Raw genomic sequence first — 26,576 nt, forward strand, 5'->3', positions numbered from 1 at the left:
CGGGGGGGGGGGGGGGGGGGGGGGGGCCCGCGGGGGGGGGGGGGGGCGGCCCCCGGGGGGGGGGGGGGGGGGGGGGGGGGTGGGGGGGGTCCCGCCCCCCCCCCCCAACCCCCCCCCACCTCCAGATCGATACTCCGGAACCCGTTCCACCAGCCTCAGTAAATGAGGCATTCAAAAGGGCATGGACACACCGAGCGCACGGAAGCACCCGCGAACGGGTGCAGCCGGTGGGGCACATGCCCCACCGGCTGCACCGGACAGCGCGGACTACGTCACCGCGCGGTGTCGACCGGGCCGATCAGAACGCCTCCTCCGGGATGTCCATGATGTCCAGGTCGGTGCTTTCGAGGATGCGCCGGTCGGCGCCGACGCGGGGCAGTACCTCGCGGGCGAAGAACCGGGCGGCGGCCACCTTGCCGGTGTAGAACGCCTTGTCGGTCGCGGAGACCTCGCCGGCCAACGCCTTCAGCGCCACGTCCGCCTGCTTCTGCAGCAGCCAGCCGACCACCACGTCGCCGAGCGCCAGCAGGAACCGCCGGCTGCCCAGCCCCACCTTGTAGAGAGACCGGGCGTCGCCGCCCTGGACCTCGCCCAGCCAGCCGGTCATCACACCGATCATGTTCTGGATCTCGGCGAGGGCCTTGCCGAGCGCCTGCCGCTCCTGCTTGAGCTGACCGTTGCCGACCTCGGTGGTGATGAACTCCTGGATCTCTCCGGCGACCGCCATCAGCGCCTTGCCGTTGTCCCGGACGATCTTCCGGAAGATCAGGTCGAGGCTCTGGATGGCGGTGGTGCCCTCGTACAGGGTGTCGATCTTGGCGTCCCGGACGTACTGCTCCAGCGGGTAGTCCTGGAGGAAGCCGGAACCACCGAAGGTCTGCAACGACTCGTGCCCGAGCATCTCGTACGCCCGCTCCGAGCCGACGCCCTTGACCAGGGGCAGCAGCAGGTCGTTGACCCGCTTCGCCAGCTTGGTGGCCTTCTCGTCACCGGCCGCCTCGGCGAGGGCGATCTTGTCCTGCCAGGACGCGGTGTAGAGCACCAGGGCACGCAGGCCCTCGGCGTACGACTTCTGCAGCAGCAGCGACCGGCGGACGTCCGGGTGGTGGGTGATGGTGACGCGGGGAGCGCTCTTGTCGGACTGCTGGACCAGGTCGGCGCCCTGCACCCGGTTCTTGGCGTACTCCAGGGCGTTGAGGTAGCCGGTGGAGAGGGTGGCGATCGCCTTGGTGCCGACGAGCATCCGGGCGTACTCGATGATCATGAACATCTGCCGGATGCCGTCGTGCTTCTCGCCCAGCAGCCAGCCCTTGGCCGGTACGCCGTGCTCGCCGAAGGTCAGTTCGCAGGTGTTGGAGACCTTGAGGCCCATCTTGTGCTCGACGTTGGTGGCGAAGACGCCGTTGCGCTCGCCCAGCTCGCCGCTGTCCTCGTCGAAGAAGTAGTTCGGTACGACGAACAGCGACAGGCCCTTGGTGCCGGGTCCGCCCACACCCTCCAAGCCGACCGGACGGGCCAGGACGTAGTGGACGATGTTGTCGCTCAGGTCGTGCTCGCCGGAGGTGATGAAGCGCTTCACGCCCTCGATGTGCCACGAGCCGTCCGGCTGGGGAATCGCCCGCGCGCGGCCGGCGCCCACGTCCGAGCCGGCGTCCGGCTCGGTGAGCACCATCGTGGAGCCCCACTGCTGGTCGATGAAGAGCTTGGCCCACTTCTTCTGCTGCTCGGTGCCCTCGACGTGCAGCACGTGCGCGAAGGACGGGCCGGAGGCGTACATCCAGACCGGGGCGTTCGAGCCGAGCACCAGCTCGGCGAGCGCCCACCACAGCGCCCGGGGGGCGTTGGTGCCGCCCAGCTCCGGGGGCAGGTCGAGCCGCCAGAACTCGGAGTCCATGAACGCCTGGTACGACTTCTTGAACGACTCCGGCAGTGGCGCGGTGTGGGTGGCCGGGTCGAAGACCGGCGGGTTGCGGTCACCGTCGGTGTAGCTGGCGGAGAGGTCATCGCGGGCCAGGCGGTCCATCTCGGCGAGGAAGCTCCGCGCCGTGTCGACGTCGAGCTCGGAGTACGGCTCCTGGCCGAACGACCGGTCCGCCCCGAACACCTCGAACAGGTTGAACTCGAGGTCCCGAAGGTTGCTCTTGTAGTGGGTCATGTCGCTGGCCCCGCTTCCGGACAGGTGTTACCGATCAGTAACCCCAGACTCTATTACTGACGGGTAGGCAGCGACAACCCGCACACCGGAGTGACAGGGATTACACACTTGCGGTTCAGGTTCCGGCGGCACGCCGTCGCCCGGCCCGAAGGTCGGCCCGGCCCGGCCGGACACCGCCCGACGGCCCCGGGGGTCAGCTCTCGGCCGCCCCGACCTCCCAGCTCGGCACCGCCGCCGTCGCGCCACCGCGCGAACCCGTGTACTCCATCAGGACCAGCGCGATGTCGTCGTCCAACCGACCGTGCACCCACTCCACCAGAGCGGTCTCCAGCGAGGCCAGACCGTCGCCCACCGTGCCGTGCCCGAGCAGCCGCCACGCCCGGTCGGCGGTGGGGAAGAACTCGCCGTCCCGGCGGGCCTCACCGAGCCCGTCGGTGAACAGCAACAGGCGATCGCCGGGTTCCAGCCGCTCGACCCGGGGCCGGACCACCGGCATGAAGCCCAGCGGGGGTGCCGGGGCGGGCGGTTCGAGCGGGATCACCGCGCCCCGGCGCAGCAGCAGCGGCGCCGGATGTCCACAGTTGACGATGGTGAGCGTGCCGCCCCGCTCCTCCACCAGCGCGGCGGTGACGAAATCCTCGTCACCCACGCTGCGGGCCACCGCCCGGTCCAGGTCCGCGACCACCCCGCGCAGGTCCGAGCGCTCGTACGCCACGTGCCGGTAGGAGCCCAGCACGATGCTGGCCAGCCGGACCGCCTCCAGGCCCTTGCCGCGTACGTCACCGATGATCATGCGTACGCCGTACGGGGTGTCGATGGCCTCGTAGAGGTCGCCGCCGATCTCCGCCTTCGCGGTGGACGAGATGTAACGTCCGGCCACCGCCAGCGTGCCGACCCGGGGACCGAGCGGACGCAGCACCGCCTGCTGGGCCACCGCGGCGAGCTTGGACAACTCGGCGATCTGCTCGGCCTGCCGCTGACGTACCGCCGCCACCGCCGCCGCGATCCCGGTGCCCAACGCGATGCCCGCCACCGCGACCGCCGTGGAGAGCGAGACGTTCTCCTCGGCCAATGCGAACGAGGCACCGAGCACGGACGCGGCGGCACCGACGCCGAGCACGATGCGCCAGGACGCCAACGCGGCGGCCAGGAACGGAGCGGCCACCATCAGCGCGATGTAGTTCGCCGCCCTCCCGTCTGCCAACTCGACGGCAGAGACGAGCGCGAGCAGGGCAAGGGCCGCGCCGAGGCCGGCGCGGGATCCGGGACTCAGCCGGTTACGGCCCGGCTGGAGGAGTTGCGTACGTACATCCGACAGCATGCCCGATGGACGTGAACGAAAAAATGAACCTGACCCGTCGGACGAGAGGGATCTGGCCGCGAGGATCATCCCGCGCGCCGATCGCCGCCCGGTCGGGCTCAGCCCAACACCTCGTAACGCACCTGGATGTGGCCGAGGTCGAGCGAGGCGATCTCGGCGAACGAGCCACGGGACAGGTCCAGGCAGCGGCCCTCGATGAACGGTCCCCGGTCGTTGATGCGTACGGTGATCGACTTGCCGTTGGCGGGGTTCGTCACGCGTACCCGGGTGTCGAACGGCAGGGTCTTGTGCGCGGCGGTCATCCCCTCCGGGTTGAACGCCTCGCCGTTGGCGGTCACCTGGCCCTGCCAGTAGAAGGAGGCGCCACACGAGCCGCTGTCCACCACCGGACGGGCCGTCGTCTTCGTGGCCGTCGGCTTCGGTGTCGGACTGGCCGTACGCGTCTTGCTCCGCGACGGTGCCTGCGTGGTCCGGACCGGCGTCGGGCTCGCCGAGGCGCTCGGCGAGGCGCTGGCGCTCGGGCTGGCAGTCGGGCTCGGGCTGGCACTCGGTGACGCGCTCGGCGAGCCGGTCGACGGCTCGGTGACGTCCGGGGTGACCGGCAGGTCGATCGCGGTCGGACCGGCCGGCTCCGAGTCGCCCGCCAGACGCACCGCACCGACGGTCCCGCCGACGGCGAGCGCGACGGCGAGCACGGCCGTGGCGGTCAGCCCGGCCGGCGAGGTGATCCTGCGGGTACGGGTGTGCCTACCAGTCACCGGCCCGGTCCTTTCCTCAGCAGATCAAATCGGGTCGGACCATAACGAGAGAACCACTTCCGACGTCAACGTGATCATGATGGTATGACCATAATTGCGGCGATACGTGAAGCCGATCATCCGATCCGAGGTGGGCCAGCCGGCCCCCCGCAGCCGTGGGCTGTCGCTGCCCCGCAGCGGGGGGCCGTTGGCTGCCACAGCCACCGGTGGTTGCCGCGCAGCGGTGGGCTGCGGCTGCCTCGCGGATCCCGGGTGTGCCGCAGGATGAGGGGATGTCCACCGAGCTGAGAGCCCGCCTGGTCGAGCTGTTCCGTTGGATCGACCCCGGTCCCGGGGCGAGCCACCTGGTCAGCGACGTCTCCGGATGGTGGCGCGACCCCCACGTACTCGCCGCTCTCGGTCCCGCGCTCGTCGCGCCGTTCCGGGCCGCCCGACCCACCGTGGTCGTCTCCCCTGCCGTGACCGGCTTCCTGCTCGGCCCGCTGGCCGCCACCGCGCTCGGCGTCGGGTTCGTGCCGGCACACAAGCCCGGCGACGGCCGGCTGCCCGCCGGTCCGCTGACCTGGGCGCAGAGCCCGCCCGACTTCCGTGGCCGGCAGGTCGACCTGGCCGTACGGGACCGGCACCTCGGCCCCGGCGACCGGGTGCTGGTCGTGGACGACTGGGTGGCCACCGCCGCCCAGGTCCGGGCGCTCTATGACATCTGCGCCGCCCGAGGTGCCGAACCGCTGGGCACTTCGGCGGTGGTGGTCGACTGCGCACCGGAACTGCGCACCGAACTCCGCATCAGCGGCTTGCTCACCAGCGCCGCCTTGTGAAAGGAAGGGCACCTTATTAACGCCTCGTGCATAGCAGGGGTCCCCTGCTAACAGCGAACCCCGCCGCGCCGCCGCCGAACACCAGCCGCCGAACACCAGCCATCGCCAAGCACCAGCCGCCGCCGGAGGCCGGCATCCGAAGCCGACCCGGGCGGGGTCAGCGGACGAAGTCCTCGACCACCGTGCAGACCTTGCCGAGCACCTCGGCGGACCGGGCCAACGGCCCCGGCACCATCAGCGCGTGGTCGGCGGCCGTGATCTCCAGCACGTGCGGGGTCAACCGGCGGGCGATCCCGCCATCCCAGGACGAGTCGGCCGTACCCCCCACCAGCAGGAACGGGGCGGTGGACCGGCGCAGCGCGTCGACCACCTCACCCCGGTGCAGCAGCGGCGTCAACCAGACGGCGGGTAGCCGCCGCTCGACCGCGAGTGGCGCGGCCAGCGAGCCGAGCGACTTGCCGACCAGCAGGTCGGTGCGCTCGGTCAAGGTCGGGGCGACCTCGTCGCAGACCCACCGGCCGATGGTGTTGGGGTCGAAGTCCTCCGGCACCTGCCAGGCGATGCCGTGCAGCCCGAAACCAAGCCGACGCAGCGCCTCACCCAGATAGAGGAAGAGCGGATACCGGGTGTCGTAGCCGCGTCCGGGAATGAGCACCGCGCGTCGGTCCGCCATCGACATCTCCTCGTTCGTCGGGCATCGACCGTACCGCTCCCATGCGGACTCTCCACCCGTGGAGAACCGACCGGAATCCGTCGGCCCCACCGGTAATCTCGCGTCATGTGGCCACGCGTCGGCGGACTACGCACCCTCGCCCTCGGCACGTCCGGCGAGCTTCGTGCGAGGCTCAACACCCTGGTCCTGGGCGAGGTGAAGACCGCCACCGCCGGCTTGCTCACCGAGTACGCCGAGGAGCGCGAGGACCTGGAACACGTCGGTGAACGGCTGGTTGTCGTCGACGACCAGGACTCCCTGGTGGCCGTGGTCGAGGTGACAGGTGTGGAGGTGACCCGCTTCGCCGAGGTGAGCTGGGACTTCGCCCGCTCCGAGGGGGAGGGCGACCGCTCGATCGAGGAGTGGCGGGCCGGGCACGCCGCCTACTGGGCCCGGCTCGGCACGCCGGTCACCGACGACACCGAGATCGTCTGCGTACGCTTCCGGCTGGTCAGCCGAGGCGACGAGGGCGCGTACGGGACGTAGGACACCTCAGCCGCGCAGGTCGGGCAGCAGTCGGGTGGCCACGTCGACGAGCACCGACTCGTCGCCCGCGTACCAACTGCTCTCCCGGGGCCAGTGCGTGATCACGTCGGTGAAGCCCAGCTCCGCCGCGCGGCCCACCTGGTCGGCGAAGAACTGCGCGCTGCCCAGCGAGAAGGCCGGTGCCGAGTCCAGCGAGAGGTAACGGTCCAGGCTGGCCGGGTCACGCCGGTCGGCGACGAGCCGGGCGTCCATCCGGGCCACCAGCTCGGCCACCCCGTCCCACCACTCGCCCAGGTCGTCGACGTCCGGTCCGGTGGTCACCCAGCCCTGCCCGAACCGGCTGACCAGCCGCATCGACCGGGGACCGTTGGCTGCCATCACGAACGGCACCCGAGGCGTCTGTACGCAGCCCGGGTTGTTCCGCGCGTCCACCGCCGCGAACCACTCGCCCCGCCAGGTCGTGCCGTCGGTGAGCAGGATCGCGTCGAGCAGCTCGGTGAACTCGGCGAACCGGTCCACCCGCTGTCGCGGCGGCAGCGTCTCGCCACCGAGCACCGCCGAGTCGAAGCCGATGCCGCCCGCGCCGAGCCCGAGCAGTACCCGCCCGTCGGACACGTCGTCGAGCGAGGTCACCTGCCGGGCGAAGGCCGCCGGATGCCGGAAGTTCGGGGACGCCACGAGCGTGCCGAGCCGGAGCCGCGAGGTCACCGTCGCGGCGGCGGTCAGCGTACCCATCGAGTCGAACCACGGGCCGTCCACCAGATCCCGCCAGCCCAGGTGGTCGTACGTCCAGGCGTGGTCGAAGCCCCACTCCTCCGCCTGCTGCCACCGGTGGCGCGCCACCGACCACCGCTGGTCGGGCAGGATCACGATGCCGAATCTCATGATCGCCAGGGTACGGCGACCGACCTGCGACCTCAGCCCAGCCGGTCGAGCGTGTGGGCTCAGCCCAGCCGGGCGAGGAAGTCCAGCGTGCGCCCGATCAGCAGCTCGGCGGCCGGCTCGTCGTAGTCGACGCCACCCGCATCGGCGAAGAGGTGCCCGGCACCGGGGTAGAGATACAGCTCGGCGCCGTCGATATCCGCCGTCATCGCCCGCATCGCCGGCACCTCGGCCCACTCGTCGTCGGCCATCGCGTGCATCTGCACCGGCGTTCCGGCCGGCCACGGGCTGTCGAACTCCTCCGGAGGCACCGCACCGTAGAGCAGCAACGCGCCCAGGGCACCCGGACGGGTCTGGGTGAGCGACTGCGCCGGCAGGTTCCCGAGCGAACAGCCCGCGTAGACGAGCCGCTCGGGCAACGCCTCGGCCGCCGCCGTCCCGCGTCGGATGATCTCACCGAACCCGATCGACTCGGCGTGCGCGACCCCCTCGTCGACCGTGCCGAAGGTGGCACCGTCGTACAGGTCAGGGGTGTGCACGGTGTGCCCGGCGGCCCGCCACCGGTCGGCCAGCGCCAGGAACCCCGGCGTCTGCCCCTGAGCATGGTGAAACAGCAGAATCTCGACCATGCGCCCACCGTAAGACCGCCGTCCGACAAGAACCGGGAGGTACGCCTACTCGTCCGTGACAGGCTCGTCCAGCCAGCGGAACCCGGCCTCGTCGCCTTCGACGCTGAACAGGAACTCGGCGACCCGGCCACCATCCGGACGGACCAGGGTGAAAGCGGCACTGATCTCGTCATCGATCCGCACCATGGCCTCGTCGTCGTCCGCGTCGAGAGCGGCGCTCCGCGCCACGAAGAGCGGACGGAACTGCTCGAACCCCGCCAGCGGACGGAGCCGCCCGTACGTCCACGGGAAGTCACGGCTCCGCACCTCGATCGCGGCCACCACCTCGTCCCGGTGACACAGACGCCAGATCTCGCCATCAGTCATGGACGGCAGCGTAGAAGTCCGCCACATCCCATGATCGTCACTGTTTTCCCGGCCCGGCGTCGCGCATCAGGCCTCGATCTCCACATAGTTCGCCAGGTCCGCCTCGATGCCGGCCGCCGTGAAGAAGGCAGCTGGCTCGAAACCCTCCGCGCGATGCGCCGCCTGCACGGCAGCACGGGCCGAGGGCAGATCGTCCGCAGACGACCACCGCACGATGGTGACTGCGTTGAAGCGCCCCGGGCCGGAGTGCTGTTCCAGTAGGGCATCGTCGAGGAATCCCGGCTGATCCCGCAGGATCGCGTGAGTTCGCCGTACGTGTCGCCAGAACTCCGCACGCGCGGGTTCCGGGACGTCGAACTTGTCCACTCGGTAGACGACGGTCATGCCGCCCTCCTTCGTGCCGGAAATCGGTCAGACTGAGGCTAGAACCTCAACCCGACTTCAGATCAACAGCTCGGAGCGACAACCTTCACCACGATGAAATGCTCACGCTGGTTCTGTCTCATCCAGCACCCATCGGAGGTAGGCGGGATTCCCCTGGCTCACGGGCAGGGCGATGACGCAGGGCACCTCGTACGGATGCTCCGCGTTCACACGGGCGGTGATGCGGTCGACCAGGCTCGCCCGGGTGTGCAGCGCCACCCGCGCCTCCTGTTCGTCGTGGACCGTGCCCTGCCACCGATAGATCGAGCGAATCGGAACGAGGTGGTGTCCACAGGCGGCCAGACGGTCGTCCACCAGGCGGCGCGTGAAGGCTGCCAGCCACTCGGCGTCCGGCCCGGTAATGATCACCTCAACGACGTCAGTCACCTGCGATCTCCCCCGTCCCTGAGCCTGTCTATGGTGGCGCGGGCTTCCTGCTCACTGTGCGCCATTCCGCCCCACCCGGTGACGATCGTGCCCTCGTAGCTCAGCCCTACCCATCGGCCCGTCATCTCCTGGCCGTGCTTTCGCCCCGTCGGTGGTAGCCGCCGTCTGCAACGCCGGACGTCGACCGTTGGATCGGGCATGCTCGAGCAGTCATTGCTGCCGAGACTCCTGAATGTCGGCCTTGAGCTGCGCGGCCAGGCCGTAACACAGCCCTCGCAGCTCCTCGATCTGCTCGGAGACAGCCCGCTCTCGATCCGGCGACAGCGAGCCGCTTCCGATGATCGACAGATCGCTGATGCTCCCCATCCCGCCGTATGCATCCATCCAGTAATCGAGGCCAGTCACATCGCCAGCATCCAAGCGGGTAAGCGCTCGGTCCGCCCACTGTGCCCAGTGCTCGGTGTCAGCCTGGCGTAACAGGTCGCGTAGGTCGACCAGCGCGATCCGAAACCGCTGAAGGTTCCAATCGATACGCGACTGTGGCACCTTGACCACGGCCTGACTCCTCATGCAGCACTCTATGGCGCTCCGTCTGCCATAGTCTGCGCGCATTCCTCACCTCAGACAAGCTCCGTACGACACGCTCATGGCATGTGCGGGGAGGGGCCGCTACAGCCAAAGCAGGTTGCTGATCTCGGCAGCCACCTGGGTCATCTCCTCGCCAGCCTCCAGCAAAGCTCACGTTCCATAGACCTCCAGGTACGGACGCCCTGCCACCCTTCCCACCCTTTCGCGAGGGGGTCGAGGAAGACCGACAGGGCAACAGTCTCCGGCCCGATACCCAGCCGAACGGAAGCGCCCGACCTCGACCGTGGCTCAACTCGTTGCCAGCCACACGTCCTCCGAACCTGACCTAATACCAAGTGATCCGAACCGGCAGATGCGCGATGCCATGACGCGCTTCCTTGATCAATGAGAGCCGCAGGCGCGATCTGGGTCAGAGACCGGCGCCTAGCTCTAAACACCCGGGCCGACGTCCGCGCCGAACTGGCGACCATCAACCGACTCTGGGGCTCACGTAGACGGGAGCAACGCGCCGTCGACCTCGCCTATCGACTGCTCTGCGCCTTGACGCGCAGCAGGCACAGCATGCCCGAGAAGCGGTCGGCATGAATGAAGCCCAGGTCGGGAGCGCATCCTGACCTGGGCTTCACGCTGGAGCGGGTGACGGGAATCGAACCCGCACTGTCAGCTTGGGAAGCTGATGTTCTGCCATTGAACTACACCCGCAAGCGGCACCACTGTACCTGAGCCGTCGCCCCGGTGCACCCAGCCACCCCCGCCGGCCACCCTGCCCGGCCCGCCTCCGCACGCTCCGCAAGAAGTTGCACGCCGGCAACACATAGCCATTCTCAAATCTGTCGATGCGTTGTAACGTCTGCCCCACGTTTCCCGCACGACGCGACACAACCCCCGGTCGCGTCGCCAGAAAGAGGTGGGCTTATGGGACTCCGTCCCGTCCTGCTGAACCGGCGGATCGCCGGCATCGCATCGACGTCGCTGGCGGTGGCGCTCGGTGTGGCCACGGTCGGTCTGCTGCCGGCGGCCACCACGGCCGCCATTCCGACGGCTGCCGCCGTCTCCGCCGACGAGGTGTGTGAGGACCCGACGGGCACTGCGGCCCGGGTCCGGGGCGACGCGGTCGTCAAGCACGACCCGAACGAGTTGACCATGGCTCAACTGCACCAGCGGGAGTCGGAGTTCGCCGACCTGTTGCAGGAGCGGGCCAAGCGGGTCGGCCAGCGTACGCTCAGCGCCCAGGCCGCCGCGGCCTCGGTCACCATCCCGGTCGTGGTGCACGTGATCCGCAAGGACACCACCCGGGCCGGCGGGAACATCCCCGACTCGATGATCCAGTCGCAGATCAGTGTGCTGAACCAGTCGTTCGCCGGTGCGACGGGCGGTGCCGCCACCGCCTTCGCGTTCCAGTTGCAGAGCATCAACCGGGTCACCAACACGTCGTGGTATCCGATCCGGCAGGGCTCCACGGCCGAGCGGCAGATGAAGACCCAGCTCCGGCAGGGCACCAAGGGCACGCTCAACATCTATCTCGGCGAGCTGAGCGGGGGCCTGCTCGGCTGGGCGACCTTCCCGCAGAGCACGCTGAACGTGATGGACGGCGTGGTCGTGCTCAGCGAGTCGCTGCCGGGTGGCACCGCCACCAACTACAACCAGGGTGACACCGGCACCCACGAGGTCGGTCACTGGCTGAACCTGTACCACACGTTCCAGGGCGGCTGCTCGGGCAGCGGCGACCAGGTTTCCGACACTCCGGCGGAGGCGTCGCCGGCCTACCAGTGCCCGACCGGTCGGGACACCTGCTCCACCGCGGGGCTGGACCCGATCACCAACTTCATGGACTACACGTACGACACCTGCATGTACCAGTTCACCCCGGGTCAGGCGACCCGGATGATCAACGCGTGGAACACGTACCGCGCGTAGCGCGGCAGCCGTCGGCGCGTACCTCCGGTGCCGGTCCCGTCGTCAGGCGGGACCGGCACCGGTCGGTTCAGGCGGCGCGGACATGTCGGGCCGCACGGGTCCGGTGGGGCGTGGGCCGGGCGGCCTGCGGAGTGGCACCGGCCGGGTCGAGCCAGACCTGCACGGCCGGCTCACCGACCAGCCCGCCGGTGGCGGCGCGCTCGTGCCGGGCGAGCATCGCCACGTCGACGGTGAACTCGAACAGGCGCCAGTCGGCGTGCGGGGCGGCACGGGCCGCGAGCGCCAACCGGGCCACCGTGGCGTCGTCGGTGACGGGTCGGGCCCGGCCGGCGACGTACGCCTCGTCGTCGCTCTCCTCCGCCGGGAACGAGTGGAGCGCGTAACGCCCGTCGCGTTCCAGGTCGCGCCGCTTCGGCGAGTCGATCACGAAGCAGAACAGACCGTCGTCGGTGATCACCGGGGAGACCGGGTGCACCCGGGGCCCGCCGTCGGCGCGGACCGTGGCCAGGTAGCCGAAGCCCGGGCCGTACTGCTGCATGAGAAGGCGGATCCCGTCGGCGAGTCGGGGCTCGTCGACGGCGAAATCGGACCAGGAAGCCATGCCGACATCCTATCGAACATACGTTCTAAGCAGGTAGTCCGACACGCAGGTCACGACTACCGGCCGCTATGGTGTGGCGATGCTGCTCTCCGACCGTGACCTGGTCTCCGAGATCAAGGCCGGCACCCTGGCGCTGGAGCCCTTCGAGCCCACCCTGGTGCAGCCGTCCAGCATCGACGTACGCCTGGACAAGCTCTTCCGGGTGTTCAACAACCACCTCTACACACACATCGACCCGGCCACCCAGCAGGACGATCTCACCTCGCCGGTGGAGGTGCCCGACGGCGAGCCGTTCGTGCTGCACCCAGGCGAGTTCGTGCTCGCCTCCACGCTCGAGGTGATCTCGCTCGGCGACCAGCTCGCCGGCCGGCTCGAAGGCAAGTCCAGCCTCGGTCGCCTCGGCCTGCTGACGCACTCCACCGCCGGCTTCATCGACCCCGGCTTCTCCGGCCACGTCACGTTGGAACTGTCCAACGTGGCCAACCTGCCGATCATGCTCTGGCCCGGCATGAAGATCGGTCAGCTCTGCATCTTCCGGCTCGCCTCGCCCGCCGAGCACCCGTACGGCTCGCTCGTCTACGGCTCGCGCTACCAGGGGCAGCGCGGCCCGACGCCGAGCCGTGCCTGGCAGAACTGGCGTACCTGGCCGACCCGCTGACCACCGGCGGGCCCGCGCCGCGCGGACGCGGGCCCGTGGTCGTCCGCCCGAGGACTCAGCCGGGCCGACCGAAACTGTGGATCGGACTGGTGTCCATCCGCTTCATCGCGATCGGCTTGCCGGCACGGGAGGCGTGCACCACCCAGCCGCCGCCGACGTACATCCCCACGTGGTGCAGGTCGCGGAAGTAGAAGACCAGGTCACCCGGGCGCAGGTCGCCGCGACTGACCGAGGCGGTGACCTGCCGCTGCCGCGCCGCGTTGTGCGGCAGCGACACCCCGGCCCGCGCCCACGCGGCCAACATCAACCCCGAGCAGTCGTACGCGTGCGGCCCCTCGGCACCCCACGAGTACGGCTTGCCGATCTGGGCGCACGCGAAGGTGACCGCCTCGCCGGCCGGGCCACCCGGGTAGGTGGCCGGACAGGGCGCCGGCCGCAGCGGACCACCACCCCCGTCGTCGTACGCCCGCAGCCGCAACCGCTGCAACCGGTCGATCTCGGTGTCGATCTGCCGCCGCTTCGCGGCCAGGTCGGCTTCGGTACGGGTCAGCTCGACGATGGTGCGGTCCAGTCCGGCTCGGGCGGCGGCGAGTTCGTCCCGCAGTTCACTCGCCTGGCGTACGTCCTCCTGCTGGAATCGGGCGTACCGGTCGAGCAGGCCGAGCTGGGCGACGACCTCGCTCGGGGACCGGCTGCCCAGCAACGTGTTCACGGCGCGGACCGGCTCGCCCCGGTACGCCCGCGCGGCCAGCGCGCCGACCCGCTTCATCGCCTCGTCCACCTGCAGTTGCAGCGGGGCGATACGGGCGGTCAGGGCGTCCGCCTCCCGGCGGGTGCCGGCCAGGTCCTGTCGGGTCGCGTTGTGTCGTTCGATGACGGCTTCGAGCCGGTTCCAGTCCTCGTCGATCTGGCGCTCGATGTCGTCGACGGTCGGGTCGGCGTGGGCCGCCGTCGCGCCACCGGTCAGCAGGACGGCGGTCGCGGCGAGTGCGGCGAGTGCGGTGGTGCAGCGGTACCAGCGGAATCGCGGCGCAGCCGTCGTCGGGCCGGATGTCCCCGGCCGGTACGACGGTGGCCGCGGGGCATGGTGTGCCACCGGGCTGCGTACTCCTTCTTCCCAGACCGCCTACCGGGTTAGCTGACGGGTTCGGGCGCCCGGGACGCCCTACCGCGACCATCGCGGACTCACCCCGGAAACCTGGGTCCCCGGCTCGCTCGGACAGCGACTCGGCGGTGTCGGACCGTCACCGCCCCGGATGGGCGGTTGTGCCAGCGGGCCGACGATTGCCCAGCGTAGGGACGACCGGCGTCAATACGCAACACACCCACACCGTCACTCTCGGTGCATTAATCCGACAACGAAGAAGGCCCCCGGTCGCTTGACCGAGGGCCTTCCGTGGTTCCTGCGTACGCGCTCAGGCGTCAGCCTGGTCGACGGAAGCCGGCGACCGGCATCGTCGTGATCGGCGAGACGTTGACCGGAACACCGGCACGCGCCGCGTGCACCATCGTGTTGTTGCCCAGATAGATCCCGACGTGACTCACGTCGCTGCGGAAGAACACGAGGTCACCGGGGCGGGCGTCGGCCCGCGAGATCGCCTTGCCCTCGCGCCACTGGGCGCCGGTGAAGTGGGTCAGGGAGATACCCGCCGCCCGGTACGCGTACTGGGTGAGACCGGAGCAGTCGAACGAGTTCGGCCCGGTGGCGCCCCAGACGTACGGCTTGCCGACCTGGGCGCAGGCGGTCCGGATGGCCGTCCGGGCCGCGTCGCTGACCACGCCGTTGATGGTCGGGCAGTTGGTGGTCTTGACCGTGGTGACCGGCAGGGACCGCTCCAGCCGCTTGATCTCGGCGTCGATCTGCTTCTTCTTCGCCGCCAGCTGCTTCTGCTTGGCCTCCTGGTCGACGATCAGCGCGTCGAGGGTGGCCTTCTGGTCGTCGTACTTCTTGCGGATCTTCATGACGCCCTCGAGCTGGCGGCGCTCCTCCCAGGCGAGCCGGTCGAGGAGGGCCATCTGCTCACCGAGCTGGTCCGGCTTCGCGTTGAGCAGCACCGCGCCGAGTTCCTGCGAGGGGCCGGTGATGTAGTACCGGGAGGCGAGACCGGCGACGCGGTTCATCGCCAACTCGGTCTCCAGGGCCAACGGCTGGATCTTCTTCTCCAGCTTGTCGACCTTCTCGCGGTTGACCCTCAGCTCCGAGCGCACCTTGTTGAACTGCTCGATGGTGGGTTCGAGCTGCTGCCACTGCTTGTCGATCTGGCGCTCGATCTCGTCCACCGACGGCGCGGCGTACGCGGGCGCGGCGACCAGGCCGGCACCGACCGCAGCAGCGGCGACCAGGACGACCAGGCGGCGAGCGGCCTTGCGCAGCCCGCGCACGGGGGTGGAACGTCCCGGCGCATGACGATGGAGGGGCATGGTTGCCACCGGCACCGACTCCTTTGCGACCGACCACCGGGCGTCCCGCTAGCGGTAAGGGGCGAGACAGACGACCACGGCGGTCGGTGCCCCACATTAGGGAAGGCGCGCAGCGGAATCAAGGCAACCAACGGCTCATTCACCTTTGTGCGACCGACCGCACACAAAGGGTGTCGACCAATTCGTTACAGTTATCTACGCCAATATAAAAATCGGGACGTGTCGGCATCCGTACAGATGCCCGACACGTCCCGACGTTCGCGCTGGTCAACCGGCGACCGGCTCGCCCTCCTCGGCGCCCCGGGCCTGTTCCGGCTTGATCGAACGCAGCAGCACGCTGGCCACGTCGACCACCTCGACCTGGTCGCCGGCGCCCTTGCCGTTCACTCCGTCACTGAGCATCGTGGAGCAGAACGGACAGCCGACCGCGACGGTCTTCGCACCGGTGGACATGGCCTCCTCGACCCGATCCACATTGATCCGCTTGCCGATCCGCTCCTCCATCCACATGCGCGCGCCACCGGCGCCGCAGCAGAAGGAACGCTCGCTGTTGCGCGGCATCTCGACGAGGTCGTTGTCGGCGCCGACGGCGCTGCCCAGCACCTCGCGTGGCGGGGTGAAGACCCGGTTGTGTCGGCCCAGGTAGCACGGGTCGTGATAGGTGACGCCGCCGTCGACCGGCTGCACCGGGGTCAGCTTGCCGGTGGCGACCAGGTGCGCCAGCAACTGGGTGTGGTGCACCACCTCGAACTCGCCGCCGAGCTGGCCGTACTCGTTGCCCAGGGTGTTGAAGCAGTGCGGACAGGTCGCGACGATCTTGCGCTTGGCCTTCTCGCGACCCTCGAACGCCTCGTTGAGCGTCTCCACGTTCTGCTGGGCGAGCATCTGGAAGACGAACTCGTTGCCGATCCGGCGGGCCGGATCGCCCGAGCAGGTCTCGCCCTCACCGAGGATGGCGAACGAGACACCCGCCTCGTTCAGCAGCGTGGCGACCGCCCGGGTGGTCTTCTTGGCGCGGTCCTCGAAGGCACCGGCACAGCCCACCCAGAACAGGTATTCGAAGTCCTCGACCTCGCCGACCCGGGGCACCTCGAAGTCGAGGCCCTTGGTCCAGTCCTCCCGGGTGTTCTGCGGCGCGCCCCAGGGGTTGCCCTTGTTCTCCAGGTTGCGCAGCATCACGCCGGCCTCGGAGGGGAAGTTCGACTCGATCAGCACCTGGTAGCGGCGCATGTCGACGATGTGGTCGACGTGCTCGATGTCCACCGGGCACTGCTCGACGCAGGCGCCGCAGGTGGTGCACGACCAGAGCACGTCCGGGTCGATCACGCCGCCCGCCTCGGCGTCGCCGATCAGCGGCTTCTCCGCCTCGGCGAGGGCCAGCACGTCGAGGTGGGCGAGCTGCGCGGCGGTGGCCTTCTCCTCGCCGGTGAGGTCCTTACCGCCGCCGGCCAGCAGATAGGGCGCCTTGGCGTACGCGTGGTCGCGCAGGCTGAGCACCAGCAGCTTCGGCGACAACGGCTTGCCGGTGTTCCACGCCGGGCACTGCGACTGGCACCGGCCGCACTCGGTGCAGGTGCTGAAGTCCAGCAGGCCCTTCCAGGTGAACTGCTCGACGTGCGCGACGCCGAACTGGTCCTTCTCCGGATCGGCCTCCTCGAAGTCCAGCGGCTTGCCCTCGCTCGTCATCGGCCGCAGCGGCCCGAGTCCGGAGCCGGAGGCACCGGGCTTCCGCTTGAAGTAGATGTTCGGGAAGGCGAGGAAGCGGTGCCAGGCGACGCCCATGGTCACGTTCAGCGAGATCACGATGAGCCAGGTCATCGAAATCGCGATCTTGATGAGGGCGGCGACACTGACCCCGGACTCCCAGTCCGGCAGCACCGAGCCGACCGCGTGACTCAGCGGGGTGGCCCAGGTCGGGTACTCGAAGTGGTCGGTGGCGACCTTGAAGCCACGGATCAGGAAGCCCATGACCAGGACGGCGAGGACGACGGCCTCGACGAAGTAGCCCTGCCACATGGTGGAGCCGGTGAACCGCGACCGGCGTCCGGCCTGGCTCGGACGGTTGGCCACCCGGATCGCGATCAGCACCACGATGCCGACGACACCGAGGATGCCGATCCACTCGGTGACCAGTCCGTAGAGCGCCCAGCCACCGACCAGCGGCAGCCCGGCGGTCGGCGACACCACCTCGAAGTACGCCTCGAGCACCAGCAGCGACAGCACGAGGAAGCCGACCATCACGAACCAGTGCGCGGCGCCGACCACGCTCCAGCGCAGCATCCGGGTGTGCCCGGCCGTCTCCGCGAGCATGGTCTTCGTCCGCGCGACGTGGTCGCCCGAGCGGGCGGGGTCGGGCTGACCCAGCCGGATCACGGCGAACATCTTCGAGACCGCACGTACCGCAAGCCACACCGCCACGGCGGTGATGGCGGCCGCGAGGATCGTGGTGACGATCTGGACGCTGCCCATCGAGTTGGCCTCCCGGTCTGCTGCCTGTCGAGCGGCTCGGCGACCGGGGTCGGGGTGCGGTTGGTCACCCCAGGGTGCCGCACCTCGACCCGGATCGGTCGATGACCTCGGTCCACTCGGTCATGCGATGCAGCTTACGCGCAAGGTTACTCAGCAGTAACGTGAGACTTCTCGCACCTGGGCCACGCCGCCCTGCGCACACCTTAGGAGGCCGCCGCCGAGTCCGCTCGGTCGGGGCCTGTGCAGGTGGCCGTTGATCAGGGAATCAGCGCCAGCGGGAGAGCAGGATCAGCGAGGCGACCATCGCGCCGAAGCCGATCGCGAGGTTCCAGTACCCGAGCTCCATGACCGGGTACTCCTGCTCGGACAGGTAGTAGACCACCAGCCACGCGATGCCGAAGGCGATCAGCGACACGGCCGTGGCGGGCAGCCAGACCGGGCTCGGCTTGCGAGACGCCGATGTCGTCGTCGGGCGCACGTCCGTGGGCGGGGTGTACACCTTCTTCTTGCGGACCTGAGACTTGGGCACGACGCTCTCCAGAGGGGTTACGACCTCGTCCGGCCTGACAACCGGGCGCGAGGGCGACGGTCCATGGCCAATAATGTTCGACAGCTAGCGTAGTCCGGAAGGCCCGTCCAATCCACGAATGAGGCCAGACCGATGCCCGGCATCGGCGAATCGGACGGGCGGGCGACTGTCGCTCCGCCGCACCCTCGGGTGCCGGAGCCGGAGGACAAGGGGGAACGGCCGTGGAGTACACGTCCGGCGCAGCGTCGTGGCAGAAGGCGCTGCGACGACTCGTCGCCGGGTTGCTGCCCCGCCGGCCCCGTCAGCGCCGTCCGGGCTGGTCGATCGGCGTACCGCTGATCGCCGCCGCGGCCGGCCTGCTCTTCACCACCACCGCCACCACGGCGGGCGGCACGAACCTGCGTGAGGACCGACGCCCGCAGCTCACCGAGCTGATCGAGGACCGCCGCACCCAGGTGGCGGCGAACGAGGAGCGCGCCGCGACGCTGCGCAAGGAGGTCGAGAGCCGTACGGCCGACCTCGCCGACTCGGACGGGCCGATCAAGGAGCAGCAGGAACGCGGCACCGCCAGCCTCGGCACCGCCGGTTTCACGGAGTTGACCGGCTCGGGGATGACCGTCGTGCTCGACGACGCGCCCCGGCTCAACAACCTGCCCGAAGGGGCCACCAACGACGATCTCGTCGTGCACCAGGGTGACGTCCAGGCCGTGGTGAACGCGTTGTGGGCCGGTGGCGCCGAGGCCATGTCAATCATGAACGTCCGCGTCCTGGCGACCAGCGCGGTACGCTGCGTGGGTAACACCCTGCTGTTGCACGGCCGGGTGTACTCCCCTCCGTTCAAGATCGTAGCGATTGGCGACCCCGCCGCACTGCGGCAGGCCCTCGCCGCTTCCGAGGGAGTCCGGTGGTTCAGGGACGCGGTCGACAACTACCAGCTCGGCTACCAGGAGCTTCCCGGCCCCGTCACCGTGCCCGCGTTCGAGGACTCGACCACCCTGCGATCGGCGACGGTGCCGAGGTGAGCACGCAGTGAGCACGCACCCCGACGGCCGGCACCGCGACCAGGCCGACGAATCCACCGCCTTCCTGCCGAAGGTCGAGCGGCCCGACCCGGCCACGCCCGACAGCCGCCCCCGGGCCACGCCCGACAGCCGTCGCGCCGCCACGCCGGACACCCGATCGTCGGCCGGGCCCGAGCGCCGTCCGCCGGTCCCACCCGGCACCCGGCCGTCCGAGACGGGCGACACCCGCTCCGCGGAGACCACCGGCCCGGCCGGTCGGTGGAACAGCACGCCCGGCCGCTGGGACACCTCCGCCCCGCCGGAGAGTGGACCGGGTCCTCGCTTCGGCACACCAACCGGCCAGGGCGGCTCCGGAGCACCCGGCCGCTGGGATGCCGCACCGGGCCAGGAGCGGACGCCAGGCCAGGACCGGGCGCCGAGCCAGGAGCGGACGCCGGGGCAGGAGCGGACGCCGGGGCAGGAGCGGACGCCGGGCCAGGAGCGGACGCCGGGGCAGTGGGGCCCGTCGCCGAACGTGCCGCCGGTCGGCGGAACCGCTCGACGGCAGAGCCCGACCGGCGCCGGTCAGTGGAACGGCGTGCCCCTGCCTTCCGGCGAACCGGACATCCCCGTCGGTCCGACCCCGTGGCGCGGGGCCTTCGAGGCTCGGCGTCCCGCCGCGCCGACCCCGCCCGATGCCGGGTCACCGCCACAAGGCCCCAGATCCACGCACCCGGACGTACCCCGCCTGGCCCCTTCGGGAAGCGGTTCCGTCCCGCCAGGGGCCGGCCCACCCCGGTCGGATGCCGGCCCGGTGCGACCGGCCACACCCCAGCCCGGTCACCCACCGACCCAGACCCCACCTGTCGGACCGGGACAGTCGCCGTACGCCCGGCACGGTCTCGACCCGGCGCAGGCGCGGCACGGTACGCAGCCCGGGCAGCTTCCGCCGTCGGAGCCCACCCGCCCGCAGCACCAAGCTCCGCAGCACCCGGCATCGCCGTACCCGGCGGCGCAGCCCACCCGCCCGCAGCCCGCCGCCCCGCAGCACCCGACGTCACCGCACCCGGCGGGGCAGCACCCGGCGGGGCAGCACCCGGCGGGGCAGCACCCGGCGGGGCAGCACCCGACGTCTCAGCCCGCCGGCCCGCCGCCGCCCGCAGCATGGCGGGCGGGAAACCGGGACGGCCGCGACGCCTCAGCCTCGGGGCAGCCCACCGAGCATGGCTGGGCGGGTGAGGGGCCGACGGCGCTGATGCCGGCGATCGGCGGCCCGGCCCGCTCCGCCACCTCCCCGACCAGCGGTCCGCCCACGTCGTCGCCGACCGGGGGAGCTTCCACGCCACCACCGACGGGAGGCACCCCCTCCTCGCCGACGCGCGGCGGCCCGACGTCGCCGACCGGCACCACCCCGGCGTTGTCGCCGCCCGGCGGGGCGTCCGGCGGTTCCCGCCCGGACGGCGGGCGACCGGCCGACCCGGGCGCCACCGCCCTCATCCCGGCGATCACCGGCACCCGGCCGAGCACCCCGCCCGCGATGGACTCCACCGCCCTGATGGGAGCCGTGCCCCGGCCGCCGAAGACCGACGACCCGGCTGACGGTGCCGACAAGGGGGCCGAGGCGCCCAAGCCGCGACGCGGCGACCGGGTGGTGCAGCTCCGGCCGCACCAGACCGACGAGGGCTACAAGAGCGTCTACTCCGAGCTGACCCGGCCGTCCGCGTGGTCCCGGGTCCGCACCAGTCTGCGCTTCAGCGGCGAACTGCTGATCACGTTCGGCCTGGTGGTGCTCCTCTTCGCCGGATACGAGATCTGGGGCAAGTCGGCGATCGTCGACGCGCACCAGGGCGAGCTGAGCCAGCAGCTCGCGCAGGCGTGGGGGCCCGAGGGCGACCCGACGGTGGCTCCCTCGGCCAGCGCCTCGGCGTCCGCGTCCCCGAAACCGCCGGTCAACGGCAAGCCGATCGCCGGGCTCTACATTCCGAAATTCGAGAAGGAGTGGATCGTCGTCGAGGGTGTCCGCCAGGAGGACATCCGGTACGCGCCGGGCCACTACCCGGACAGCGCCCTGCCCGGTCAGGTCGGCAACTTCTCCGTGGCCGGGCACCGCAACCGGGCCACCTTCTGGCGACTGGACGAGCTGCGCGACGGTGACGCCATCGTGGTCGAGGGCCGCGACGACTGGTACGTCTACCAGGTCACCGAGAACCACATCGTGAAGCCGTCCCAGGTGGAGGTGGTCGCGCCCGTGCCGGGGCGGCCGGGGGTCCGGCCGTCCAAACGGATGCTGACGCTGACCACCTGCAACCCCAAGTTCGACAACTACGAGCGGTTGATCGTCCACGCCGAGTTGACCCGTACGCAGCCGAAGGCCGAGGGGCGCCCGGCGGAGCTGGGAGCCTGACCATGTACGCCTGGATCTGGCGCAAGCTGCCCTTCGGGGTGCCCGGCAAACTCGTCGGCAGTCTGCTGCTCGCCACCACCGCGGTGGCGCTGCTCTGGTACGTGGTGTTCCCCTGGGCCGGGCCGCACCTCCCGTTCACCGGAGAGGACGTCCAGGTGACCCAGCAGGACGACGGTCCCGGGGTACCCGGCGGTGACGTGGTGCCCGGTGGGGACCCCTCCGACGCCCCGCCGGGCGACGAGCACGACCTGCCGTACGACACCGACCGGAACAACACCCCGCCGCCGGACGAAGACGAGTGAGGCCGATGCGCGTCCTGGTGATCGACAACTACGACTCGTTCGTCTTCAACCTGGTGCAGTATCTCGGCCAGCTCGGCGTCGAGTGCGAGGTACGGCGCAACGACGAGATGGACGTGGCGGAGGTGGGACGGGTCGGTGCCGACGGCATCCTGCTCTCACCGGGACCGGGCAGCCCCGACCGGGCCGGCATCTGCCTCGACGTGATCCGCCGGTACGCGGGCGAGATTCCGATCTTCGGCGTCTGCCTCGGTCACCAGGCGATCGGCGAGGCGTACGGCGCCACCGTCGCCCGCGCACCCGAACTGCTGCACGGCAAGACCTCGGAGGTACGCCACGACTCGGTCGGCGTACTCGCCGGTCTGCCCGACCCGTTCACGGCGACCCGCTACCACTCGCTCGCCGTCCTGCCCGAGACGCTGCCGGAGGAGCTGGAGGTCACCGGCCGGACGGAGTCCGGCGTGGTGATGGCGATGCGGCACCGGACGCTGCCCGTCGAGGGTGTGCAGTTCCACCCGGAGTCGGTGCTCACCGAGGGCGGCCACCTGATGCTGGCGAACTGGCTGGCCGGCTGCGGCTACCGGGAGGCGCTGGACCGTGCCCCCGCGCTGGCCGCCGAGGTCGACACCCGCCGCCGCGCCGCCTTCGCCACCACCTGACGCCGAGCCGCCGCCTGACGCCGGTCCGTCACCGGTACAGCGAAGCGGTCACCGACCGGCGGCCTCCGCCGTGCCGGGTGGCCCAGCGCCCGGATCGGCCGAAGCGGCCACCCGCCCGTCGGATCACCGGAGCGGTCATCGACGCAGCGCGTCCGTGACGCTCGGGTCGGCGGGCGAGCTGACCGCAGGCGGTCGGTGGCGAACCGCGTCCAGGACCGCCTTGCCGCTGGCCAGGTAGTCACGGGCCGCCTTCTGCGCCAGCAGGCTCGATCCGCAGCCGGTGCAGCGGGCGGTGACCCCGTCGGTGTCGATGCCGAGATGTCGGCAGAGCGTCACGGCCCGGTCCAGGTGGTAGGACTGCGTGACGATCAGGGCCCGCTCGATTCCGTAGACGTCCCGTGCCCGCAGGCAGGTGTCGTACGTGTCCAGGCCGTGCGGATCCGTGACGACGCGCTGCGGGTCGACACCGAGCGGCCCGGTCAGGTGCGCGGCCATCGCCGCCGGCTCGTCCCCGGACGTCCCGCCACCGTCACCCGACACCAGCACCACCCGGGCCCGCCCGCTGTGTACCAGCTCAGCGGCGGTCTCCAGGCGTCCGGCGAGCCGGATGCCGGGTCGCTGCCCGTTCTCGGTCACCGCCGTGCCCAGGACGATCACCACGTCGACGCTCGGCGCGTCGGCCTCGGTGTGGACGTGTCCGCGCGCGGACACCGTCGTCCAGAACCACGGCACGCTCACCAGCAGCAGCGCGACCGCGAGGAGCACGGCGACCCGGATCAGGCGGCGTCGCCACCGCACCGGGTCACCGGCCGGGGCCGGGTCGGTCACTCGCCGGGGAACCGGAACGGCGGGAAGCCCGGACTCGGCATGACCTGACCGCCACCACCGCTGCCGCCACCGTTACCGTTGCCGCCACCACCGTCGTCCTCGTCGGGGGGCGGGGTGCTCGGAGACCCGGTCGGCGGCGTCGGCGTCGGCGGGTCCGGGTCCTCCACCTCCTCCTCGACGGAGATCGTGATCGTCACCCTGCTGCCCTTGGTGCGCTGGGTGTTGGCGTTCGGGTTCTGGTCGAGCACCCGTCCGGCCTGGTCCGCAGGCACCTCACGACCGAGCTCGACCCGGACCTCGAAGCCCGCGTCCCGCAGCCTCTTACGCGCCTCGTCCTCGGTGAGGTTCGCGACGTCCGGCACCCGGACCACGTTGCCCTTGGAGACGGTGAGAGTGACCTTGCTCCCCTCCTCCACCCGCTCGCCCACGCCCGGATCGATCGCCAACACCTGGCCCTCGGGCGCGGCGTTGTTGTCCTCCTTGACGTCCACGTCGAGCTTCAGTTCCTTGAGCTGCTGCTCGGCGAACTCCTGGGTGCCACCGACCACGGCCGGGATGGTCACCACGGGCTTCCCGTCGCAGATCTGCACGGTCACCGTGCTGTTCGGCTGCACTCGCTCGCCGGCGGCCGGGGTCTGGCTGACCACGGCGCCCTTCTTGCAGTCGGAGGAGAGGACGGGGTCGCCGAGCGCCGCGGTGAGGCCGTTCTGCTCGATCTGGGCGAATGCGTCCTGCTGCGTGAGCCCGGTGAGGGTGGGCACCGGAGTGTCCTCGTCATCACGCTGGTTCAGCAGCAGCGCGGCGACCAGCGCGATCACCGCGAGCACGCCGAGCGCGGCGAACATGGCGATCAGCCAGGACGAGGCGCGCCGCTGGCGCGGATCGCCGACCCGGGCGGGGATCTGCCGCGTCTGGGTGGCACCACCTGCCCCACCCGACGAGTAGCCCGAGGACGGGGCCATGGCGACGGTCTCGTCCTCGCGCATCACCGGCGTCGCCATCACCGGACGACCGGCCGCCGCCCGAAGCATGTCGGCACGCATCTCGCCGGCGCTCTGGTAACGGTTGAGCGGGTTCTTGGAGAGCGCCTTGAGCACGATCGCGTCGACCGCCGGGTTGACGTCCGGGTTCAGGTCGCTCGGCGTCGGCGGGGTCTCCCGGACGTGTTGGTACGCGACGCTGACCGGACTGTCGCCGACGAACGGCGGGTGGCCGCAGACCAGCTCGAAGAGGACGCAGCCGGCCGCGTACACGTCGGAGCGGGCGTCCACGGCCTCGCCGCGCGCCTGCTCCGGGGAGAGGTACTGCGCGGTGCCGATGACCGCGCTGGTCTGCGTCATCGTGGTGGCACCGCTGGCCAGAGCCCGGGCGATGCCGAAGTCCATCACCTTGACCTGGCCGGTCTGGGTGAGCATCACGTTGCCGGGCTTGATGTCGCGGTGGATGATGCCGTGCCGGTGGCTGAAGTCCAGCGCCGCACAGATGTCGGCGGAGATCTCCAGCGCCCGCCGGGGCTGTAGCCGGCCCTCGGCGCCGAGCACCTCCTTGAGGGTGCGCCCGTTGACGAACTCCATCACGATGAACGGAAGGGTCTCGCCGGTCGGCGCCTGTTCCTCACCCGTGTCGTAGACCGCGACGATGGCCGGGTGGTTGAGCGAGGCGGCGTTCTGCGCCTCCCGACGGAACCGCATCTGGAAGGTGGCGTCCCGGGCCAGGTCGGTCCGGAGCATCTTGATCGCCACGTCCCGACCGAGCCTCAGGTCGCGACCACGATGCACCTCGGCCATGCCGCCATAACCGAGCAGCTCGCCGACCTGGTACCTGCCACCGAGCAGGCGGGCCTGCGCTGTCATCGCGTCCGTCGTCCTTCGCTCGTCGTCGTCTCGTGGCTGCCTCCACGGGGCTGATCCAGTCGACGGTACGCCGTACCGGCCGGATCGTCTCGCCCGTCGAACCCACGCACGACGGACGACACCGTTTGCACAGAGACCCCGACCGGCAGGTCGGCGCTGTTATTCAGTCGCACCTTGTAGGAAATCACGCCGGAACAGAGCAGGACCAGCACGCCCAGCATCACCGCCAGGAACAGCACTCCGGAACGCGACCGTCCGGGCGCCTGCTGTGGTGGAGCGGGTCGGAGCTGGTAGCCGGGCGGCGGGGTGGCGGCGGCACGCTGATAGTTGTTGGGTGGTGGCATCGGTCGGCCGGCCGGCATCGCCGGGACGGCCGGAGCGACGGTCGTGGGACGGAGCGGTTGCGCCGCCGGGTGACGGGCCGCCATCGGCGGCCGGTGGTTCACAGCCGGTGGGCGGCCGGGAGGTGTCGAGTGCGGTGCCGCCGGAGGACGCGGCGGCTGCGGCGTCGGCACCTGGGCGCGCCCCGGAGCCGGTGAGGCGGGAGCGGCCGAGATCGGGTTGGCCTTCTGCCCACCCGCCCGCGCCTGCTGGGACAGTGCCGTCTTGAGCTGCCGGGCCACCCCGGCCAGCGCGGCGGCGCTCTGCCAGCGGTCCTTCGGGTCCTTCGCCATGGCCCGCTCCACCAGGGCGCAGACCTGCGGCGGGATGTCGGACGGCAACTGTCGCGGGGTCTCCCGCACGTGTCGCATGGCGATGTCGAGCGGGTTGTCGCCCTCGAAGGGACGGCGTCCGGCGAGACACTGGTACGCGACGACGCCGAGGGCGTACACGTCCGAGGCGGGGGTGGCGACCTGACCGGTGGCCTGCTCGGGCGAGATGTACGAGGCGGTGCCGAGCACCGAACCGGCGGCGGTGAGCTGGCCGACGAGTTCCGAGCGGGCGATGCCGAAGTCGGTCAGCACCAGCGTGCCGTTCGGCCGGACCAGCAGGTTGCCGGGCTTCACGTCCCGGTGCACGATCCCCTTGAGGTGGGCCGCGTGCAGCGCGTCGGCGGCCTGCGCCACCAACGCCATCGTCCGGGCCGGGGTGAGTCGACCGACCCGGCTCAGCGTGGCGGAGAGCGGGTCGCCCTCCACGTACTCCATCACCAGGAAGGCGATCTGCTGGTCGTTGCCGAAGTCGTAGACGTCGACCACACCCGGATGGTTGATCGTCGCCATGGTGCGAGCCTCGCCACGGAACCGCTCGGCGAAACCGGGCTCGTCCATCAACGCCGGGAGCAGGCTCTTCACCGCGACCGTACGGCCGAGCACCTGGTCCAGGCCGCGCCAGACGTCGCCCATGCCGCCGCTGGCGATGCGTTCGTCGAGACGGTAACGGTTACCGAGCTGAACTCCCGGACTGAGCAT

The 26,576-nt window shown here is 70.6% G+C and carries 28 protein-coding genes, 1 tRNA gene and 1 riboswitch; of the genes, 8 read left to right on the forward strand and 21 right to left on the reverse strand.

Annotated features, from left to right (window positions below; all coding sequences use genetic code 11):
* Nucleotides 1-298: 298 nt before the first annotated feature.
* The 3 genes from ACFYTT_RS10450 to ACFYTT_RS10460 form a co-directional block, all read right to left on the reverse strand.
* The gene (locus ACFYTT_RS10450; RefSeq protein WP_387258555.1) at nt 299-2,155 is read right to left on the reverse strand and encodes an acyl-CoA dehydrogenase; all 1,857 of its coding nucleotides are present in this window, start codon (nt 2,153-2,155) and stop codon (nt 299-301) included.
* Between the two features lie 193 nt (nt 2,156-2,348).
* Nucleotides 2,349-3,476: a PP2C family protein-serine/threonine phosphatase gene (locus ACFYTT_RS10455; protein ID WP_131051715.1), complete on the reverse strand. Its 1,128-nt coding sequence runs from the start codon at nt 3,474-3,476 to the stop codon at nt 2,349-2,351.
* A 98-nt stretch (nt 3,477-3,574) separates the two neighbouring features.
* Nucleotides 3,575-4,234 carry a septal ring lytic transglycosylase RlpA family protein gene (locus ACFYTT_RS10460; RefSeq protein WP_131051714.1) on the reverse strand — a complete coding sequence of 220 codons (660 nt, stop codon included), beginning with the start codon at nt 4,232-4,234 and terminating at the stop codon, nt 3,575-3,577.
* A 272-nt stretch (nt 4,235-4,506) separates the two neighbouring features.
* On the opposite strand from ACFYTT_RS10460, the gene ACFYTT_RS10465 reads away from it, so the two are divergent.
* Nucleotides 4,507-5,052, forward strand: coding sequence for a phosphoribosyltransferase (locus ACFYTT_RS10465; RefSeq protein ID WP_387258558.1), 546 nt, complete (start codon nt 4,507-4,509; stop codon nt 5,050-5,052).
* 157 nt (nt 5,053-5,209) lie between these two features.
* Here ACFYTT_RS10465 and ACFYTT_RS10470 read toward each other — a convergent pair whose 3' ends face one another.
* Complete coding sequence (locus ACFYTT_RS10470) at nt 5,210-5,725, reverse strand: alpha/beta hydrolase (protein WP_117228054.1); 516 nt, start codon at nt 5,723-5,725, stop codon at nt 5,210-5,212.
* A 105-nt stretch (nt 5,726-5,830) separates the two neighbouring features.
* On the opposite strand from ACFYTT_RS10470, the gene ACFYTT_RS10475 reads away from it, so the two are divergent.
* Entirely contained in the window at nt 5,831-6,250 is a 420-nt protein-coding gene (locus ACFYTT_RS10475; protein ID WP_387258560.1) for an ASCH domain-containing protein, read from the forward strand.
* 6 nt (nt 6,251-6,256) lie between these two features.
* Here ACFYTT_RS10475 and ACFYTT_RS10480 read toward each other — a convergent pair whose 3' ends face one another.
* From ACFYTT_RS10480 to ACFYTT_RS10515, 8 genes are all read right to left on the reverse strand, one after another.
* Nucleotides 6,257-7,135: an LLM class flavin-dependent oxidoreductase gene (locus ACFYTT_RS10480; RefSeq protein ID WP_387258562.1), complete on the reverse strand. Its 879-nt coding sequence runs from the start codon at nt 7,133-7,135 to the stop codon at nt 6,257-6,259.
* Nucleotides 7,136-7,194: 59 nt separating this feature from the next.
* Entirely contained in the window at nt 7,195-7,761 is a 567-nt protein-coding gene (locus ACFYTT_RS10485) for a dienelactone hydrolase family protein (RefSeq protein ID WP_387258564.1), read from the reverse strand.
* Between the two features lie 45 nt (nt 7,762-7,806).
* Nucleotides 7,807-8,127 (reverse strand): hypothetical protein, encoded by a 321-nt coding sequence (locus tag ACFYTT_RS10490; RefSeq protein WP_387258567.1) that lies wholly within the window; start codon nt 8,125-8,127, stop codon nt 7,807-7,809.
* 66 nt (nt 8,128-8,193) lie between these two features.
* Entirely contained in the window at nt 8,194-8,511 is a 318-nt protein-coding gene (locus ACFYTT_RS10495) for an antibiotic biosynthesis monooxygenase family protein (RefSeq protein ID WP_387258569.1), read from the reverse strand.
* 102 nt (nt 8,512-8,613) lie between these two features.
* On the reverse strand, nt 8,614-8,937 hold the full coding sequence (gene cutA / locus ACFYTT_RS10500) for a divalent-cation tolerance protein CutA (protein WP_387258571.1): 324 nt from the start codon (nt 8,935-8,937) through the stop codon (nt 8,614-8,616).
* Nucleotides 8,938-9,147: 210 nt separating this feature from the next.
* Nucleotides 9,148-9,492, reverse strand: a complete 345-nt coding sequence (locus tag ACFYTT_RS10505) for a DUF6966 domain-containing protein (RefSeq protein ID WP_131051706.1) — start codon at nt 9,490-9,492, stop codon at nt 9,148-9,150.
* Nucleotides 9,493-9,647: 155 nt separating this feature from the next.
* Nucleotides 9,648-9,995, reverse strand: a complete 348-nt coding sequence (locus tag ACFYTT_RS10510; protein WP_387258574.1) for a DUF6228 family protein — start codon at nt 9,993-9,995, stop codon at nt 9,648-9,650.
* A gap of 158 nt (nt 9,996-10,153) precedes the next feature.
* Nucleotides 10,154-10,227, reverse strand: a tRNA-Gly gene (locus tag ACFYTT_RS10515).
* A 213-nt stretch (nt 10,228-10,440) separates the two neighbouring features.
* On the opposite strand from ACFYTT_RS10515, the gene ACFYTT_RS10520 reads away from it, so the two are divergent.
* Complete coding sequence (locus ACFYTT_RS10520) at nt 10,441-11,442, forward strand: zinc metalloprotease (RefSeq protein WP_387258575.1); 1,002 nt, start codon at nt 10,441-10,443, stop codon at nt 11,440-11,442.
* Between the two features lie 67 nt (nt 11,443-11,509).
* Here the strand turns inward: ACFYTT_RS10520 and ACFYTT_RS10525 are convergent, their stop codons facing one another.
* Complete coding sequence (locus ACFYTT_RS10525; protein ID WP_131051699.1) at nt 11,510-12,043, reverse strand: pyridoxamine 5'-phosphate oxidase family protein; 534 nt, start codon at nt 12,041-12,043, stop codon at nt 11,510-11,512.
* A 79-nt stretch (nt 12,044-12,122) separates the two neighbouring features.
* Here ACFYTT_RS10525 and dcd point away from each other — a divergent pair, with 79 nt between their 5' ends.
* Nucleotides 12,123-12,701 carry a dCTP deaminase gene (gene dcd / locus ACFYTT_RS10530; RefSeq protein ID WP_131051698.1) on the forward strand — a complete coding sequence of 193 codons (579 nt, stop codon included), beginning with the start codon at nt 12,123-12,125 and terminating at the stop codon, nt 12,699-12,701.
* Between the two features lie 55 nt (nt 12,702-12,756).
* Here the strand turns inward: dcd and ACFYTT_RS10535 are convergent, their stop codons facing one another.
* The 4 genes from ACFYTT_RS10535 to ACFYTT_RS10550 form a co-directional block, all read right to left on the reverse strand.
* Nucleotides 12,757-13,797, reverse strand: a complete 1,041-nt coding sequence (locus ACFYTT_RS10535; protein WP_131051697.1) for an NlpC/P60 family protein — start codon at nt 13,795-13,797, stop codon at nt 12,757-12,759.
* Nucleotides 13,798-13,809: 12 nt separating this feature from the next.
* A riboswitch (cyclic di-AMP (ydaO/yuaA leader) is annotated at nt 13,810-13,944 on the reverse strand.
* A gap of 179 nt (nt 13,945-14,123) precedes the next feature.
* Nucleotides 14,124-15,137: an NlpC/P60 family protein gene (locus ACFYTT_RS10540; protein WP_236145589.1), complete on the reverse strand. Its 1,014-nt coding sequence runs from the start codon at nt 15,135-15,137 to the stop codon at nt 14,124-14,126.
* Nucleotides 15,138-15,389: 252 nt separating this feature from the next.
* Nucleotides 15,390-17,591 (reverse strand): (Fe-S)-binding protein, encoded by a 2,202-nt coding sequence (locus ACFYTT_RS10545; RefSeq protein WP_131051695.1) that lies wholly within the window; start codon nt 17,589-17,591, stop codon nt 15,390-15,392.
* Nucleotides 17,592-17,856: 265 nt separating this feature from the next.
* Nucleotides 17,857-18,120, reverse strand: coding sequence for a cell division protein CrgA (locus ACFYTT_RS10550; RefSeq protein ID WP_131051694.1), 264 nt, complete (start codon nt 18,118-18,120; stop codon nt 17,857-17,859).
* Between the two features lie 221 nt (nt 18,121-18,341).
* Here ACFYTT_RS10550 and ACFYTT_RS10555 point away from each other — a divergent pair, with 221 nt between their 5' ends.
* On the forward strand, nt 18,342-19,142 hold the full coding sequence (locus ACFYTT_RS10555) for a DUF881 domain-containing protein (RefSeq protein WP_131051693.1): 801 nt from the start codon (nt 18,342-18,344) through the stop codon (nt 19,140-19,142).
* 1,113 nt (nt 19,143-20,255) lie between these two features.
* Here ACFYTT_RS10555 and ACFYTT_RS10560 read toward each other — a convergent pair.
* The gene (locus tag ACFYTT_RS10560; protein ID WP_176092224.1) at nt 20,256-20,669 is read right to left on the reverse strand and encodes a hypothetical protein; all 414 of its coding nucleotides are present in this window, start codon (nt 20,667-20,669) and stop codon (nt 20,256-20,258) included.
* Between ACFYTT_RS10560 and ACFYTT_RS10565 the strand changes: the two genes are divergently transcribed.
* The 3 genes from ACFYTT_RS10565 to ACFYTT_RS10575 are packed head-to-tail and all read left to right on the forward strand — an operon-like array spanning nt 20,659 to nt 22,483.
* A complete protein-coding gene (locus tag ACFYTT_RS10565) occupies nt 20,659-21,525 on the forward strand; it encodes a class E sortase (RefSeq protein ID WP_131051409.1) in 867 nt (288 codons plus the stop codon). The two genes, ACFYTT_RS10560 and ACFYTT_RS10565, sit on opposite strands and share 11 nt — an antisense overlap.
* Before the next feature lie 2 nt (nt 21,526-21,527).
* Nucleotides 21,528-21,827, forward strand: a complete 300-nt coding sequence (locus ACFYTT_RS10570; protein WP_131051373.1) for a hypothetical protein — start codon at nt 21,528-21,530, stop codon at nt 21,825-21,827.
* 5 nt (nt 21,828-21,832) lie between these two features.
* Complete coding sequence (locus ACFYTT_RS10575; RefSeq protein WP_387258582.1) at nt 21,833-22,483, forward strand: aminodeoxychorismate/anthranilate synthase component II; 651 nt, start codon at nt 21,833-21,835, stop codon at nt 22,481-22,483.
* A gap of 135 nt (nt 22,484-22,618) precedes the next feature.
* Here the strand turns inward: ACFYTT_RS10575 and ACFYTT_RS10580 are convergent, their stop codons facing one another.
* Genes ACFYTT_RS10580 through ACFYTT_RS10590 form a run of 3 tightly spaced genes read right to left on the reverse strand, consistent with a single transcriptional unit; the run spans nt 22,619 to nt 26,576 of the window.
* Nucleotides 22,619-23,311, reverse strand: a complete 693-nt coding sequence (locus ACFYTT_RS10580) for a vancomycin high temperature exclusion protein (protein ID WP_387258584.1) — start codon at nt 23,309-23,311, stop codon at nt 22,619-22,621.
* Nucleotides 23,308-25,164: a Stk1 family PASTA domain-containing Ser/Thr kinase gene (pknB, locus tag ACFYTT_RS10585; protein WP_176092222.1), complete on the reverse strand. Its 1,857-nt coding sequence runs from the start codon at nt 25,162-25,164 to the stop codon at nt 23,308-23,310. Before pknB ends, ACFYTT_RS10580 begins: the two co-directional genes overlap by 4 nt.
* Nucleotides 25,161-26,576 (reverse strand): protein kinase, encoded by a 1,416-nt coding sequence (locus tag ACFYTT_RS10590; protein WP_387258586.1) that lies wholly within the window; start codon nt 26,574-26,576, stop codon nt 25,161-25,163. The genes pknB and ACFYTT_RS10590 overlap by 4 nt, the downstream gene beginning before the upstream one ends.

The organism is Micromonospora sp. NPDC003816, from assembly GCF_042874705.1.
GTDB lineage: Bacteria > Actinomycetota > Actinomycetes > Mycobacteriales > Micromonosporaceae > Micromonospora.